Source organism: Polyangiaceae bacterium, assembly GCA_016715885.1.
Classification (GTDB): Bacteria; Myxococcota_A; Polyangia; order Polyangiales; family Polyangiaceae; genus Polyangium.
In genome coordinates this window covers 24,399-39,025 of record JADJXL010000005.1, presented here as the reverse complement: position 1 = coordinate 39,025, position 14,627 = coordinate 24,399, and the positions used below count along the sequence as shown (strand labels likewise).

The following is a 14,627-nucleotide window of genomic DNA, read 5'->3' as shown; positions in this document are numbered from 1 at the left end:
AGGAGAAGTACGCGCCTGTATCCCCGCCCCAGCGTCCTCAACCGTTTTCCGTCTTCTTCCGACGCACCGACCGCGATTGCAAGGCTGGAACGAATCGATCCACCTCGTCCATCCATAACCACATGCCCACGCGGCGCAGCTCCTTGTGCCGCGTCGCGAGCAGCGTCCAAAATCGATCACGCAAAGCGACAGCCTCGGTTGCCGGGTCCTTGCTCCGCGTACCCTTGGGCTTGAGCCGTTTGAGTAGCTCCGTTCCCCCATTTGCAGCCTCCGTGATCTGCTCCGGCGTGACCGCCGTTTTTCCCGCAATGGCCGCGGCGTGCTTCGTCATGAGCGCAGCCAAATCAATGTTGTCTTGCGCCAAGTCGATCGACCCCGTGCCCACGCGAATGCGCTCGACGTCATGCGCCGGCAAAACTCCGGCTACAGCCAATGCTTCGGCCGATGTAAGCAACAAGGTGCGCGATACTCGGGCCTTCTCGATGAGCGCCCCCGTCGACCCGTCACTCGTACGATCCACCTGCGCCGCCGCATAAATGACCGCAAGTGCCAAGTCGGGGAGCTGTTGCAGCGCGACAACGTCCACTGTCGGCAATTCTGCTTTGAGCCGATCAACGTGGGGCGAAATGGCGTCGAGACCCATCTCGACATTGTGAAGCGCCAGCGATCCGTCAGCACGAAATGGCCGCACGTCGGCATCGGCCAACGCTTCTGCTTCAAGAAGGAATTGCTCGTAGGCTTTTTGCGAGCCCACAACCTCGGGAGTGGGATTGGACATGATGCGCATTACATCGAAAGACGACCTTCGTGACAAGTCCAGGTTGCAGGATCGACGAACATCACGACATTCGTCGCGCCGAAAGGGTCGACCATCGATGCCCGTCACCAGCATGGTCAACACGGAAGGGTGAACGTCCGACCGTCGTCACCAGCTTGGTAACATCGCAAGCATGCAAGTGCGCCCATCGTCACCACCTTGGTGACCACGCAAGCATGTACATGCGCCCATCATCACCAGCGCGGTGACGCCGCCAGGGTGCAACCCTTCGCTGTTCGCTGAAACCTTCGCCGCTCGTCACTCCACCGTGACGGTTTTGGCCAAGTTGCGCGGCTGATCGACGTCGTTGCCTTTGATGTTGGCCACGAAGTACGCGATGAGCTGCAAGGGCAAGACCGTCAGCAGCGGCAGCACCTCGTCGGGCACTTTCGGAATCCAAACCGCATGGGCCGCAACCTCGAGCATCGCTTCGTCGCCTTTGGTCGCGATGGCGATGACTTGACCTTCACGCGCTCGAACCTCTTGCACGTTCGACAGCATCTTGTCGTACTGAGCGTCCATCGGGCAAACCGCCACGACCGGCATCGTCTCGTCGATGAGCGCGATGGGCCCGTGTTTCATTTCGCCCGCCGCGTAACCTTCGGCGTGCGCGTATGAAATTTCCTTCAGCTTCAAAGCACCTTCGAGCGCGATCGGAAAACCGAGCCCTCGGCCGAGGAAAAGCACGTCCTTGGCATGCGTGAGCTTCTTGGCGATGGCGTGCACGTAGTCGGCGTCGCCCAGGATCTCGCGCTGATGACTCGGCGTCTCCCAGAGCGCCTGCAGCACCTTGCGCGCTCGTTCGTCGGGCAGCGTCGAGCGTCGGCGCCCGATGTACACCGCGAGCAAGAGCAGCGCAGCGAGCTGCGTCGTGAAGCACTTCGTCGATGCGACACCGATTTCGGGACCTGCGTGCGTGTAGAGCGCTCCATCGGACGCTCGCGGGATCGCGCTGTCGAGCACGTTTGCGACGGCAAGCACGCGCGCGCCGCCTGCTTTCGCGGCCTTCACGGCAGCGAGCGTGTCCGCGGTTTCGCCCGACTGACTCACCGCCACGACGAGATCGTCCGGGTAGAACAACGGTTCGCGATACCGAACCTCGCTGGCAAGCTCGACGACCGACGGCACTTTCGCAAGCTGCTCCATCCAGTAGCGCCCAGCGATCGCTGCATGATGGCTCGTCCCGCACGCGACGAAGTACACGCGACGAATCCGCTGCGCTACCTCGGGCGGCACGCCCATCTCGGCTGCGTACACGTCCCCTGCAGTGAGGTCGATGCGCCCTCGCAACGTCGCCTCCACGACATCCGGCTGCTCGTGGATTTCCTTGCGCATGAAGTGTTTGTAGCCGCCGCGCTCGGCCTGCACCGGGCTCCAATCGATGCGCTTCGGGCTGCGTTTGACAGCTTCGCCCGCCACGGTCTCGCAACGAAACCCGCTCGCACGAAGCTCGGCGACGTCGCCATCATCGAGGAACACCATGTCGCGCGTGTGCGAAAGCAGCGCGGGAATGTCGCTCCCGCACAGCATTTCGCCTTCCCCGATGCCCACGACGAGCGGCGAGCCATGGCGCGCAACGACGATCGCCTCGGGTTCGTCCCGAGAAACCACCGCGATGGCGTATGCGCCGACGACGTGCCGCAAGGCTCGCTGCACCGCTTCGAAGAGCGACGCCTTGCCCTTGCCAAGCTCGCGATGAACCAAGTGCGCGACGATCTCCGTGTCCGTGTCGGACAGAAACTTCACGCCTTCGGCTTCGAGCTGCTGACGGATGGCGACGTGGTTTTCGATGATGCCGTTGTGCACGACGGCGACGGGGCCAGCCGAGTGCGGGTGAGCGTTCTGTTCGCTGGGTCGTCCATGCGTTGCCCAGCGGGTGTGTCCGATGCCCGTGGACCCTTGGAGGGGGCGTTTTTCGAGGGCCTCGGACAAACGTACGAGTTTGCCCAGGGTGCGAATGATCTCGATGGACCGGCCGTCGTGAATGGCAATTCCAGCGGAGTCATAACCGCGGTACTCGAGTTTCCGGAGCCCATCGACGATGATGGGGGCCGCGCTTCGGGTCCCGACATATCCCACGATACCGCACATCCGATGCCTCGCTTCGCAGAGCGGCGCGAACGCCGCAGGCGTGGTGTACACCGCGATGCGATCATTGGCGAAAAAAGATCAACAAATGGCGCGTCGCGAAGTTGCGGCTGCCCTGCGCGAAGCCTTGTTCCGCCCAGCACGCGTGGAAGTGGGGTAGCCTGTGCCGACTGGAGGTCTTACATGCAATTGCTGATGTCGTCGGACCACGCGCAGCCGGCCCGCAGGCGTACGTGGACAAACTTCGTATTCGCTACATTCACCTTGGCGCTTGCGTCGCTGACGATGGCGTGCGGTGGTCCGGACAAACAGACCACGACATCGAGTGGACAAGGTGGCAGCGGTGGTTCGAGCAGCTCGACGGGAGGTGCTGGAGGCGAAGGCGGCACGGGCGGAGCGGGCGGCATGGAAATGCCGGGGGAGGTCGAAGAGGTCGTCAAGTTTGATTGGACACAGGGCGAGTTACCCGAAGGGATCGCGATCGACGACAAGACGGCGTACATCACGTTCGGGTCGACGAAGGTAATCACGGTCGATTTGGAGACGGGTACGCGAGCGGATTATGGCAGCGTGGCGGCTCCCATTGGTGTCGGCACACCGCAAGGCATTGCGATCGATGGGCAAAAAAACGTGTACGTTGCCGTTTCGAGCGCCAATCCGGTGCAATTCAAGCCGGGCATTTACAAGTTTCCGCCGGGAGGTGGAACGGCCGAGCTATTTGCCGAACATATCAACATGAGCTATCCGCGGCACATCGCGTTTCATAGCTCGGGACTGATGGTCGTGACGGCTCCCCCGGCCGGCCGCATGATGGTCGTGAATCCGAACGGCACGGTCAACGACGCGGGCGTCGGCCAAGATCTGTCCGGCGATCAAGCTTCGGCGTGCGCATTCGGTGAAGGCATTCCTTACGGCGTCTCCAGCGTGGCTTTCGATGGCGATACATTCTTGGCTGCAAACGCCGATCGCGCGACCATTTTGGAGGGTGGACTTGCCGAGGACAGTGGAAACATGTTCGCCGTGCTCGGAATGGAGCCGCTGATCGTCGGGCCCGATTGCGATACGCTCGGGGGTGCCGAGAGCATCGTCATCGACACATTCGACCCAGGGTCGACGCCCTTCGACGTCTCCGCGATCGTCGCGGCTCGCAAAGTCAACAAAATCACGAAGATACGGTACACGGGCGGCGTGGACGTCATTGCGGACGGGAAAAACCTATATGAGCCGAGCGCGATTGCGATTGCGATCCTGGGGACGGATCGATACCTCTACATCGTGAATTCGGCGCGTACGACATTCAATAGTGGAGGAATCCCGGGCCTCGTGCGTATGCGTCTCGGCAGCGCGAAGTGAGAAGGACCTGATGGTCAACATTGAGAATTGAGGACGAAGTCCGATTTTTCGCGCGCATGCGGCGGGGGCCCCATTGTTCGAGCCGCCTTTGGCGGCGAGTTTGGGGTGCCGCGTGTGCGCGAAAAATCGGGCTGAGTCCGGGGTTGCAATTCCACGAACCTTGCGACCACCCGTACCCCCAGCTACCCTGCGCCATTCCCCCGGAGGCTTCATGTCAGCACGCAGCATACCTGCCCGCTTTCTTCCACCAACCATTACGGTCATCGCCAGTTTGTCGCTCGGTACGGCGTGCACGCCACCCGACGAGCCCCCGGGCTCGACCACGCAAAACACTTCGAGCAGCGGCGGACAAGGCGGACAAGGCGGACAAGGTGGTTCGGGCGGTGGCGAATTGGCAGCATACCCGCCAGCAGAAGCATTCGATCCGGCCTACGATGATTATTTCGATGCGCCGGCCAACGGCACGTACAAGGACGATTATCGCGTCGTCGGAGAAATTGCGCCCGAAGCGTGGTCGTGGGGAAAAATCGAATTGCTCGAGGGACTGCAGCGTTTTCGCTCGGAAGGGTACAATCTGCGCACCCAAAAACTCCGCTGGCAAGACACCTTCAAAAATGCCGATTACGACTTGCGCACGTACTTCGGCGCGCTCAATCAACAAATCGTCGATGGATTCAACATCCATTACAATAGCGCCTGTGCAGGGTCGGTCGGGAAAATGGATGCCGCCGCGTGCGACAAGAAAAAAGGACCCACACGCGCCGAAGCTCGATTCGTGCTCCTGCATCACGGCCCCAAAACGTCGAGCCTCGCGTGCGATACGAAAAAAACACCCGTCCTGCTCGTCCACGGAGCCATGCAAAACGGCAACGTGTGGATGTTTCCCGGCGGCAACGACGGAAATGGCAATGTTTACCCGGGCGTCGTACAAAAAACGGGCTACGTACAGCACCTCGAAGAAAAAGGCCATTGCACGTACGCCGTGACGTTCGGCACGTTCCATGGGGACAATTTCAATCACGCCATTCACGTCGCCAATGCCGTTCGTTACATCAAAAAACTCACGGGCATGCCAAGCGTCGACGTGGTCGCTTGGAGCAAAGGCGTATTGCCCCTCGACCTGTACCTCTCCGATGTCGCCAATTGGAACGATTGGGGGACGAAGCATTTCGAACGCGTCGCCGCGGATACCGCAAAAAATGTTCCGCTTTTTCGCAAAGACATCCGTACGTACGTGGCGCTGTCCGGACCGCACCTTGGAATCGACCTGAACTTCCGCCATCCCTTCCATAACCTCGTCATTTACAGCACCGCCGATTCGGCTCCCATTGGCCAAGGCCCCGTGACGTGGGGCTGGATGAGCGCCGTGCAATGCGTGACGTGGGGATATGCTTCCGGTCCCAATTCACCCTTCCCCAATCCTTACGCTTATTCGGCATGCGAAAACCGAGGCGGCACGTGGCTCGACTTCTTTGGCCGCATCTATACGTCGAACATCACGGGCCTCGATCTGCAAGGCAAAATCGTGCAATCCGAAAGCCTGAAAACGCTCAACGTGGCCGAAGGCGTCGATGGAAGTACGTTCGACTTCGACATGTACAACCATTCGTTGTGGGGCGCCGTCGACGATGCGGGCAATCACATTTCGCCTTACATCGGGCAATTGCAGGCCGCTTACGATTTGCGCAGCCACCACCCGCTCCCCAATCGAGAAGACGACCCCGTCAACTATGATTGGTCACAGCTCGATACCGACGAATACAAATGGCGCGATTGGGTCAGCATCTACAAACTCGGCTACAACCCCGCCGGCCTTCCGGGTACCGGCGGCTGGATCGATGACGACGCCGCGCATCTGACGTGCCGCACGACGTCGTTCGAGCCCACCAAAAGCCCCTGCAAAGCGAAACACTTGCATTACGACGTAAGACACGCCGAAGAGACGTTTGCCGGCTACACGACCTATACCCTCATGGATGGCATTGGTATCCAATCGGCCATGGAAATGGGCGGCAACTTCATCGAACGACTTCGCCACCACGGCGTGAGCCGCGACCTGGATTACCTCTACGTGGTGCACGGCGAGGGCACGGGCAAACCCGATGCAATCTTCGAAATCGACGGAATGGAATGCCCCACCTGCGATCCCAAAGGTGACGGCGTCCTCTTCGACGTCAGCATCGCCGCCCTGGACCAACTGACCCAAGGGTTCACCGCAGACGAAAAGATCAGCAAGTCCAAACAGGAGGGGGTGCCCTACGGGCACTTGGATGTCGGCGTCGAACCTGCTGTGTGGCAGAAGATCCAAGCAATTCTCGACAGGTGATGCACGGCCGGCACAACATGTGATACGGTGGCGAGGTCGAGGCGAGGGAAGTCCAGGAACGTCGATGGAGCTAGTGCCGGGCACCGTCATTGCCGGTCGTTACCGACTCGAGCGCCTCCTCGCATCTGGCGGAATGGGCGCCGTATGGGTCGCCCGCCACCTGACGCTTGGAAGCGACATCGCCATCAAGTTTTTGCACGACGATTCGCCGACCCCTGTTGCGCGTACGCGGTTCGAGCGTGAAGCTCGCACCGCGTCGCTCATCCGACATCCCAACGTGGTCACCGTGCAGGACTACGGTATCGAGGGACAAACCCCGTACATGGCGATGGAGCTTCTGCACGGGGAAAACCTCGACGACTTCATCCTGCGCAAGAAGCGCCTTACGCTCGACGAGCTCGAACCGATCGTCTCGCAGATCTCGCGCGGGCTGCGCAAAGCGCACGAAGCGGGGATCGTTCACCGCGACCTGAAGCCGAGTAACGTGTTTTTGGCGCGCGACGAGAGCGACGGGCGGGAAGTCGTCAAGATCCTGGATTTCGGGATCGCGAAGGAAATCGACGCGACGCTCGGACAACACACGAAAACCACGGAGCTCATGGGTTCACCCCATTACATGAGCCCCGAGCAGCTACGAAGTTCGAAAAAGAGCGATTTTCGCAGCGATCTTTGGTCGTTTGCCGTCATCATCTATCGCGGCCTGACGGGCGTCGTGCCCTTCCCCGGCGACACGTTGGCCGAAGTCATGGTGCAGGTCTTCAGCGGCAAGTACCCACCGCCATCGACGCTCGTGCAGGGCCTTCCGCCGACGGTCGACGCGTTTTTCCAGCGCGCGTTCGCTCGCAAGCCCGACGAGCGATACCAGGCGATTGCCGACCTGCACAACGCGTTCGTCGCCGTCGTTGCAGGCAAACCCTTGCCAGCCCCGACGGCTGCTCCTCCCGCGAGCCCGTCGGCCACGCCCATCCCGAATCCATCGGCAGCTCCGACCCCGTTTGCCACATCATCGCCGTCCTGGCCCGGCGTCATGGTGAGCCCCACGCAAGTTGGCGCTGCACCAGCCGTGCCGAACGCGGTTCGAGCGGCACCACCCATCGTGGCGCTCCCGGCATCGCCCGACGTCGCGACGGCGAGTTTGTCCGCGGCCGAGCGTGATGCAGCCGCAGCAACAACCGCGGCTCCACCTGCACCGCAACCACCTCCCCCACGGGCGTCCAACCCGAGTTTGTCGGCTCACCCAGAACAACCGATGCCTGCGGGAACGCTCGTCGGGTTTGGAGAACCGAACCAAGGCGCCCATTCGCCCGGCGCGTGGCAAGACAATCCGGCGCCAATCGTTTCACTACCCGGCCCGCCCGAAACCGAGTTTTCAACGCAGCCGCTTCCAGCCCTTCCGCCAACGACCGCGCCGACGAACGCACCAACGAACGCGCCGACGAACCCTGTCCAAGGCGCCGATCCACGTCGCGTGCGAAACATCGCGATCGCCACAGTCGCCGGGCTGCTCGTGCTCGTCACCATCGTCCTCCTCGCGTTCGGCGGGTCGTCCGATTCCGCGGACAAACCATCGTCCGGAGCCGAAAACTCGGCATCTCCACCCATTACATCGCCGCCATCGGCCCAAGCCACGACCCATCCGGTCGTACCCGCAGCCGCCTCGGGTAGCGCCGTCACTCCAGACGAGATCGCGGCTGCGGTTCCCGATGAAACCCCCGTCGAAGTTGTTCCGGACGAACCACCCGCGCCCACGCCTTCGGCCACGCAGGCGCCCAAGTCGAACTGGAAGCCCATCGGCAAAGGCCAAGGAAGGCTCTTGGTAAGCGCCCGAGGCGGCGTTTGCAAAATCACCATCAATTCCACGTATTATGGCGTGACGCCGCTCGACGTGATGGTGGATGCGGGCAAAGCGCGGGTCTTTTGCCGAATGTCCACGGGCGCGACGCGTTCGAAGGAGCTTCGCGTTCCAGAATACCGACTGACGAAGATCGAGTTCGACGTCAAGCAATGACTCCGCCCACGGCGTGCGATTTCATCCATGACGAAAGGCCGTGGGAACGATATAGGTACGTTTGGCGACGCATACGCAATCGAGTAAGGCCCAGTGCAGAACGACAACCTCACGACAGATCCCAAGGATACGCTCGAATTCGAAGCGGACGATCGTCGCGAATCACGCGACGTCCGCGCTCGATCGTGGGTGCCTGCCGTGCCTACGGGACCGCTCGAAGGGATCGGCCCGTGTTTGTCCGAACTGGGCGTAGGCATCATCGAAACCGACGCTGCGGGGCGCGTGACGCGCATGAACTCGACGGCCGAGCGGCTGTGTGGCGAATCGTTCGAGGAAAAACGCGGTAAACCTCTGGCCGAGGTTTTTCGTATTCGTCCCGTCGCGGTCACACCTTTTGGCATTCCAACGACCGCTGCAGGCGTCGTCGATATACCGACCACGACGGTTGGTCATACCGCACTTCTCGACCGGCGAGATGGCCAAGTGCTCGCGATCCGTCATGCGATCGGGACGAAAGCAGACGGCGATCCCAAGGGCAAACTCGTGGTTTTCCGCGACGCGAATGTCGAACAGCTCTTGTCTTTGCAGATCGCAAGGCAAGCGCGATACGACACGCTCACGGGCCTTTTGAACCGCCAAGCTTTTAGCGAACGCGTCGAGCTCGCGCTCGCATCGAGCCGAGACAAGGGCGTGCGGCACTCGCTCGTCTACTTCGATCTCGATCGATTCCGCTTGGTCAACATGACGTGTGGACACGACGCGGGCGATGATCTCTTGCAGTGGGTCGCGACGCGTCTCTACGAAATTGTCGGACCAAACGATGCGGCCGGGCGGATTGGTGCAGACGAGTTCGTCCTTTTGTTACACGGGCGTGACTTGCTGGATGCCGAGCAAGTGGTGCGCAAGCTTCAGCGGACGCTGCACGAATTTCGTTTCGCATGGAACAACAAGACGTTCACGGTCGAAGCGAGCATGGGATTGGTCCCCTTCGGGGCGGAATATCATCGCGCATCCGATGTGCTCGGGGCAGCGGATCAAGCTTGTCGCATGGCCAAAGACAGTGGCCGCAGCAGGCTTCAGATTTATTTGGCCGAAGATCAAGAAATGGTGCGCAGCCGAAGGGCCATGCAATGGGTTGCGAGCATTCAGCGGCACTTGTCCGAGGGGCGATTGCAGCTTTACGCGCAAGAGATTCACGCGCTCGTGCCGGCGAAAAAGCACGGATTGCATTTCGAGATTTTGGTGCGTGTGGTCAGCGACGAAGGGCGGCACGAATCGCCGGTGGGCATCATTCAAGCGGCCGAGGACAGCCGCATGATGGATGAAATCGACAGGTACGTGGTGCAAAAGGCATTGCAAACGATTGGTGCATTGTCACGCGAGCAAATGCGCAATTTGCACACGTGTGCCATCAATCTTTCGGCCTTGTCGCTCTTGCGCGAGGGGTTATTGGATTACATCGTCGAGCAATTTGGCAATTACAAAGTGCCGCCGACCAAGGTTTGTTTCGAGATTACGGAGACGGCTGCATTCGCGAATTTATCCGAAGTTTTGTGGATGATGCAGGAGCTCGGGGCGATGGGTTGCCGCTTCGCGATTGACGATTTCGGCAGCGGTCATGCGTCGTACGGGTATTTGGAGAGTTTGCCCGTGGATTATGTGAAAATCGACGGGGTTTTCGTGCGGAGCATGCTGGACAGTCCGCTGCATCGGGCCATCGTGGAGAGCGTGCAGCGCATTGGCGGGATGCTGAACATCGACACGGTGGCGGAATCGGTCGAAACGCAGCCGATGGCGGACATGCTGTCGAACATGGGGATTCATTACGCGCAAGGGTGGCTGTACGGAAAACCGCGGCCGATTGCGGAAGTGCTGGCGGGTTTGTCCAAGCAGGGCAAACGTTGAGCGCAACCTACTTCACCTTCTCGTGCACCCGCCACAAATACCAGCACGCGACCGATCGATACGGACGCCATTTCTTCGCTACCTTCACCATTCTATCCGGCGTCGGATCCGTACGCATCTTGTATAACTTGCGCATCCCCTGCTGAATCCCCAAATCCTGAACCGGCAATACATCCGGCCTCCCCAGCCGGAACATCAAAAACATCTCCGCCGTCCAGCGACCAATTCCCTTCACCAGCCGCAAACGCTGAATCACCTCTTCATCACCCAATTTTTCCAAATCGGTGAGCACCACACTGCCATCGCCGACCTTCGTGCACAAATCCTGCACGTATCGCACTTTTTGCCCCGACAACCCCGCCTTGCGCAACGTCTCTTCCGGCACCGCCCCCAATTCCGAAGGCGGAAGCAATTTCCCTCCCCCAAGCGCGAGCACGCGCGCGTAAATCGTATCCGCCGCTTTCGTCGATAATTGCTGGCTCACAATGGATTCCACGAGCGCCTCGAAAAATTCGTGCGCGTCGGCATTTCCATTCGTGTGCACACGAAGCCTACACGCGCCAACCTCGGCAATGACTTCCGCAAGACGATCGTCCGCAGCGCTCAATACGCGCATCGCTTCTGCATGAGGATGATTGTTATCCATGATTCTCGCGCTCACTTCTTTTTCCGAAAACTCGATCCCAAATCCCAACCTTCGCCCGCACGCACCAGCGTCACGTCCGGCATGATGCCTCCCGTCACGCGCACTTCACCCAATACCCCCAATTGCATACCATGCGTCAATGACCGCACCGGAGCATGCTGCGCCAACCTCGGCGGCTTTTTCCCGAGCTCCTTCGCGCGCACGGGGTCGTCCGCCGCAAGGAGCGACGCCCAAGCACCAAGCACCCCTGGAGCGACCGCATGCACCACTTCGAGCGACATACCCACAGGGCCTTTTCCTCGACGCTTTGCGATTTCGGAGCGCGCAAGGGGCACCACCGTGATTTCACGACCCGGTTGCGTCAATATCGGCCCGAGCGTCTTGGCCACTTCCACCATGAATGCCGATGCCTCGTCCACCCAAAGCTCCATCGGAGGCCCACCCCAAGCCAAATGCGCTCCAGCCTTCGGCAATGGTCCAAGGCCCAAATGCGATAGGCGTTCGGGCGCAATCGCATCGAGCAGCCGCTGCGCCGTCCCCGGTGCGCCAAAACTCCCAATACGCGGATCAACCCATAACACGATCCATGCCGCTCGCCCCATATCGAAACGTACAGCCCCCTTTCGATCGTTGTGCAATCCCAAACCGAGCCACCCGATGTCGGTTCGCTCGGCCTCGAATTGCCGAAGCGACGTCGCCAAGTCAGACGCTTTTGTTATTTCAATTTTTTCGAGAAACGCGGGCCCTCGTGCTGCCAATGGATTACGTGAAAGCACGAGCCGTTTGTCCGAGCAATCCGCGCGAAATGCGCCCGTACCATCGGGCGCGGCCGGATCGAAATTCCGCGGCAGTATCGCAGCCACGGGCGACGACAGTGCTCGGGCGAGCTTGTGCGGATCGGCCGCACCAAACACGATGGCCAATGGATCGTTCTTTACGGTCTTCGGCGTCGGCACGTCCGTAAAAATGGCCGCTGCACCGCGCACGCGCGCTCGCTCGATCGAAGCAACCACGTCTCTTGCATCGAGCGGCTTTTTGCGCGCCGTGCGCAATCCTTCGCGCAGCCGCACCACCGTGCCGAGCGCTTCTTTCGCCGGATATACCTCCGCCAATGCCGGAACCGGATTCCCCGATGTATCCAATACAAACAGCGGATCGGACATCGCCGCGCCGAACAACGCTGCGCCGGAATCGAGCACGTCGTGAGGATCAATCGAGCGCGTGGACCAAGGCAAAACAAATGACAAACGCCCACCATGCGGCGTTCGACCGAGCGCAAGACCATCCTTGGCAATGCCCAATGCGACAGACGCGACCGCGCCGGCGAGCAACGTTCGCCGCGAAAAACGCGTATCGCAATCGGCCCCCCGCTTGCTCATCGCACGACCCAAATCTCGTCCGCGGTCGCCACGACAAACGGCGCTCGACCTGGACCATCGGGAGGACAAACCGCCATCGCATGCACGCCGGCTGCTGCAGGTACGCGCAACATTTCTTTCGGCCGCGTAGCTTTCGGCGCGGATCGATCGAGCCACGACCGCACGACGACCGCATCCGTCGTCCCCGCGGGCACATCCAAACTGCTCAGGATCTCCGGGTTGCCGTCCTGATCCAGATCTCCCACCGCGAGCTGCGCTCCGGCTCCGTCCACCGTCGTCGCATGCCCCGCATCGTCACGAACCTCGAGCACGCCGCGATCCGTGCGAGCCGCGAAAACGGCGAATGCGTCGCCCGTTGGCGTTACGAGCGATGCCGATGCCATTGCATCGTACGACCCCGTCAAGGACACGCGAATGGCTCGATCGCCTGCTGCACACGGCACGAGCGGCCCCGAGATCCACGGCTGATGCACGCGCACGCAAGCGCTCGTTTCGCCCGCCCCCAAGGGCAAACCTGCGAGCGTCGCGACGACGTCGAGCTGTCCATCGAGGCGCACGCTCTTGGACCGATCGGACAAACCTACCTCGACGAAAAACGCGGCGTCGCCATGCTGCGCAGGGCGCTCGACGACGGCCGCAAGACCAATCGGCTCGCGCAGCGGAACGGGCGCGAGCGGCGAAAGATCGGTCCAATTGCGTGATCGCAACGGCACGACTTTGCCCTCGCGAAGCCGCAACGTGGTCACGCGACGACGGCTGACGCTGATGATCTCCGCGGCCCCATCGGCGTCGATGTCGGCGCATCCGAGCGCCACGACGTCACTTTCAAAATGTTGACCTCGAACGACGTTCACCTGCGCAATCGGCACGGGCGCGAGGTACGTGCGCACTTCGGCGTCGATGGGCGCTTCGGCGAACGCGTGTGCAATCGGGCCAGGCTCGGGATCGCGCACGCGTGCCCAGACCGTACGTGGGACGGGAAAAACGTCCGCAACGGCGCGCAGCTTGCCCGCAGCGATCTCGACTTTGAGCATCACCAGCGCATCGGATTGACGCGCTTCGATGCGCGCTTCGGCGAGCGCGAGTGGTTTTGCGAAGGCGCGCGATCCAGCTCCGCGGCGTCCTGCGAGCTGCGTGGCGAGCAGCAGCGCAAGCTCGGATCCACGCGGTGCAGGCGCGTCGCTCGTGAGCGGAGACGCGACCACGAGTGCTTTGGCGGGCACGTGCGCGAGGTCCGCTGCGATGGATTCCGCGACACGCGAGACGGAAGCTCGGGATTGTCGGGGAGCTGGTTTGTCCGCTGGGTTCGTCGCGGCGGCTTTCGTTGGAGCAGCAACGGGTGCAGGTTGCGCCTCGAGGTTCGGCGAGACGAACGATATGACGACAAACGAAACGTGGGCGAGCGTCGAGCGCAGGGCGCGGCTACGCCAAAGCGAGGTTTTGTGATGGGTGGGGTTCGGCGGGGCGAACACGCCTGCAAGGATAAGCGACGCGGATGCTCGAGGCCACCCGTACGGTGCGCGTCGCGCGCGATGCGGGCGGAGCGACGTCATCGGGAAGCTCGACTTGATGCGCGTCGTCAGCTTGGGTCATGCGATTCGGCAGCGGGGTGGGTTTTCGTCAGCGTTCAAGTGCCTTCGGTCGTCGTATTGGCGGGTGCACTTTTTGACGATTCATTGACTTGCAGGTCATTGAAGAAGAGGCGCAATTCGTCTTTGCGGCCGAGCTTGATGAGAATGGCCGCGGCAATGTTGACGACATTGGTGAGGCCATCGAGTTTATCGATTTCGATCAAGAAATGGTCGCCATACTCGAAGACTTCCAAGGAATCGATATGTTCATCGGCCATCGGGTGTTCCTTTCACGTGAATGGTCGCAAGGAACTGGACGGCAATATCGTCGTTCGGCATTGGCGTGAATACAGATTTGGCGTACGGGTGATGCACTGTATGGCGATCGGGTGGGCAACTGGGCGCCGAGTTGCGCCTTCGAGGGCGATCGGACGCGCAACTGGGCGCCGAGTTGCGGCTTCGAGCACGATCGGATGCGCAACTGGGCGACCGGGAATGCTGTCCATCACACAAAGACGTGGCAACTGGGCACCG

10 protein-coding genes are annotated in these 14,627 nt (G+C 61.1%); 4 read left to right on the top strand and 6 right to left on the bottom strand.

The features are described 5' to 3' along the window. Positions 1-37: 37 nt before the first annotated feature. Positions 38-778, bottom strand: coding sequence for a hypothetical protein (locus IPM54_09520; protein ID MBK9260061.1), 741 nt, complete (start codon positions 776-778; stop codon positions 38-40). 297 nt (positions 779-1,075) lie between these two features. Continuing rightward, entirely contained in the window at positions 1,076-2,908 is a 1,833-nt protein-coding gene (gene glmS / locus IPM54_09515) for a glutamine--fructose-6-phosphate transaminase (isomerizing) (protein ID MBK9260060.1), read from the bottom strand. 180 nt (positions 2,909-3,088) lie between these two features. Between glmS and IPM54_09510 the strand changes: the two genes are divergently transcribed. The 4 genes from IPM54_09510 (at position 3,089) to IPM54_09495 (ending at position 10,497) form a co-directional block, all read left to right on the top strand. Beyond that, complete coding sequence (locus IPM54_09510; protein MBK9260059.1) at positions 3,089-4,258, top strand: hypothetical protein; 1,170 nt, start codon at positions 3,089-3,091, stop codon at positions 4,256-4,258. A 211-nt stretch (positions 4,259-4,469) separates the two neighbouring features. After that, complete coding sequence (locus tag IPM54_09505) at positions 4,470-6,584, top strand: alpha/beta hydrolase (GenBank protein ID MBK9260058.1); 2,115 nt, start codon at positions 4,470-4,472, stop codon at positions 6,582-6,584. A 64-nt stretch (positions 6,585-6,648) separates the two neighbouring features. Next, positions 6,649-8,592 carry a protein kinase gene (locus tag IPM54_09500; GenBank protein ID MBK9260057.1) on the top strand — a complete coding sequence of 648 codons (1,944 nt, stop codon included), beginning with the start codon at positions 6,649-6,651 and terminating at the stop codon, positions 8,590-8,592. A 291-nt stretch (positions 8,593-8,883) separates the two neighbouring features. After that, the gene (locus tag IPM54_09495; GenBank protein MBK9260056.1) at positions 8,884-10,497 is read left to right on the top strand and encodes an EAL domain-containing protein; all 1,614 of its coding nucleotides are present in this window, start codon (positions 8,884-8,886) and stop codon (positions 10,495-10,497) included. Between the two features lie 7 nt (positions 10,498-10,504). On the opposite strand, the gene IPM54_09490 is transcribed toward IPM54_09495, so the two are convergent. The 4 genes from IPM54_09490 to IPM54_09475 all read right to left on the bottom strand — a co-directional run bounded on the left by IPM54_09490 (position 10,505) and on the right by IPM54_09475 (position 14,371). Further along, on the bottom strand, positions 10,505-11,143 hold the full coding sequence (locus IPM54_09490; protein MBK9260055.1) for a DNA-3-methyladenine glycosylase 2 family protein: 639 nt from the start codon (positions 11,141-11,143) through the stop codon (positions 10,505-10,507). A gap of 11 nt (positions 11,144-11,154) precedes the next feature. Beyond that, positions 11,155-12,522: a hypothetical protein gene (locus tag IPM54_09485; protein MBK9260054.1), complete on the bottom strand. Its 1,368-nt coding sequence runs from the start codon at positions 12,520-12,522 to the stop codon at positions 11,155-11,157. Then, positions 12,519-13,994: a hypothetical protein gene (locus tag IPM54_09480; protein MBK9260053.1), complete on the bottom strand. Its 1,476-nt coding sequence runs from the start codon at positions 13,992-13,994 to the stop codon at positions 12,519-12,521. Before IPM54_09480 ends, IPM54_09485 begins: the two co-directional genes overlap by 4 nt. 155 nt (positions 13,995-14,149) lie before the next feature. After that, positions 14,150-14,371 (bottom strand): hypothetical protein, encoded by a 222-nt coding sequence (locus IPM54_09475; GenBank protein MBK9260052.1) that lies wholly within the window; start codon positions 14,369-14,371, stop codon positions 14,150-14,152. Positions 14,372-14,627: the final 256 nt, after the last annotated feature.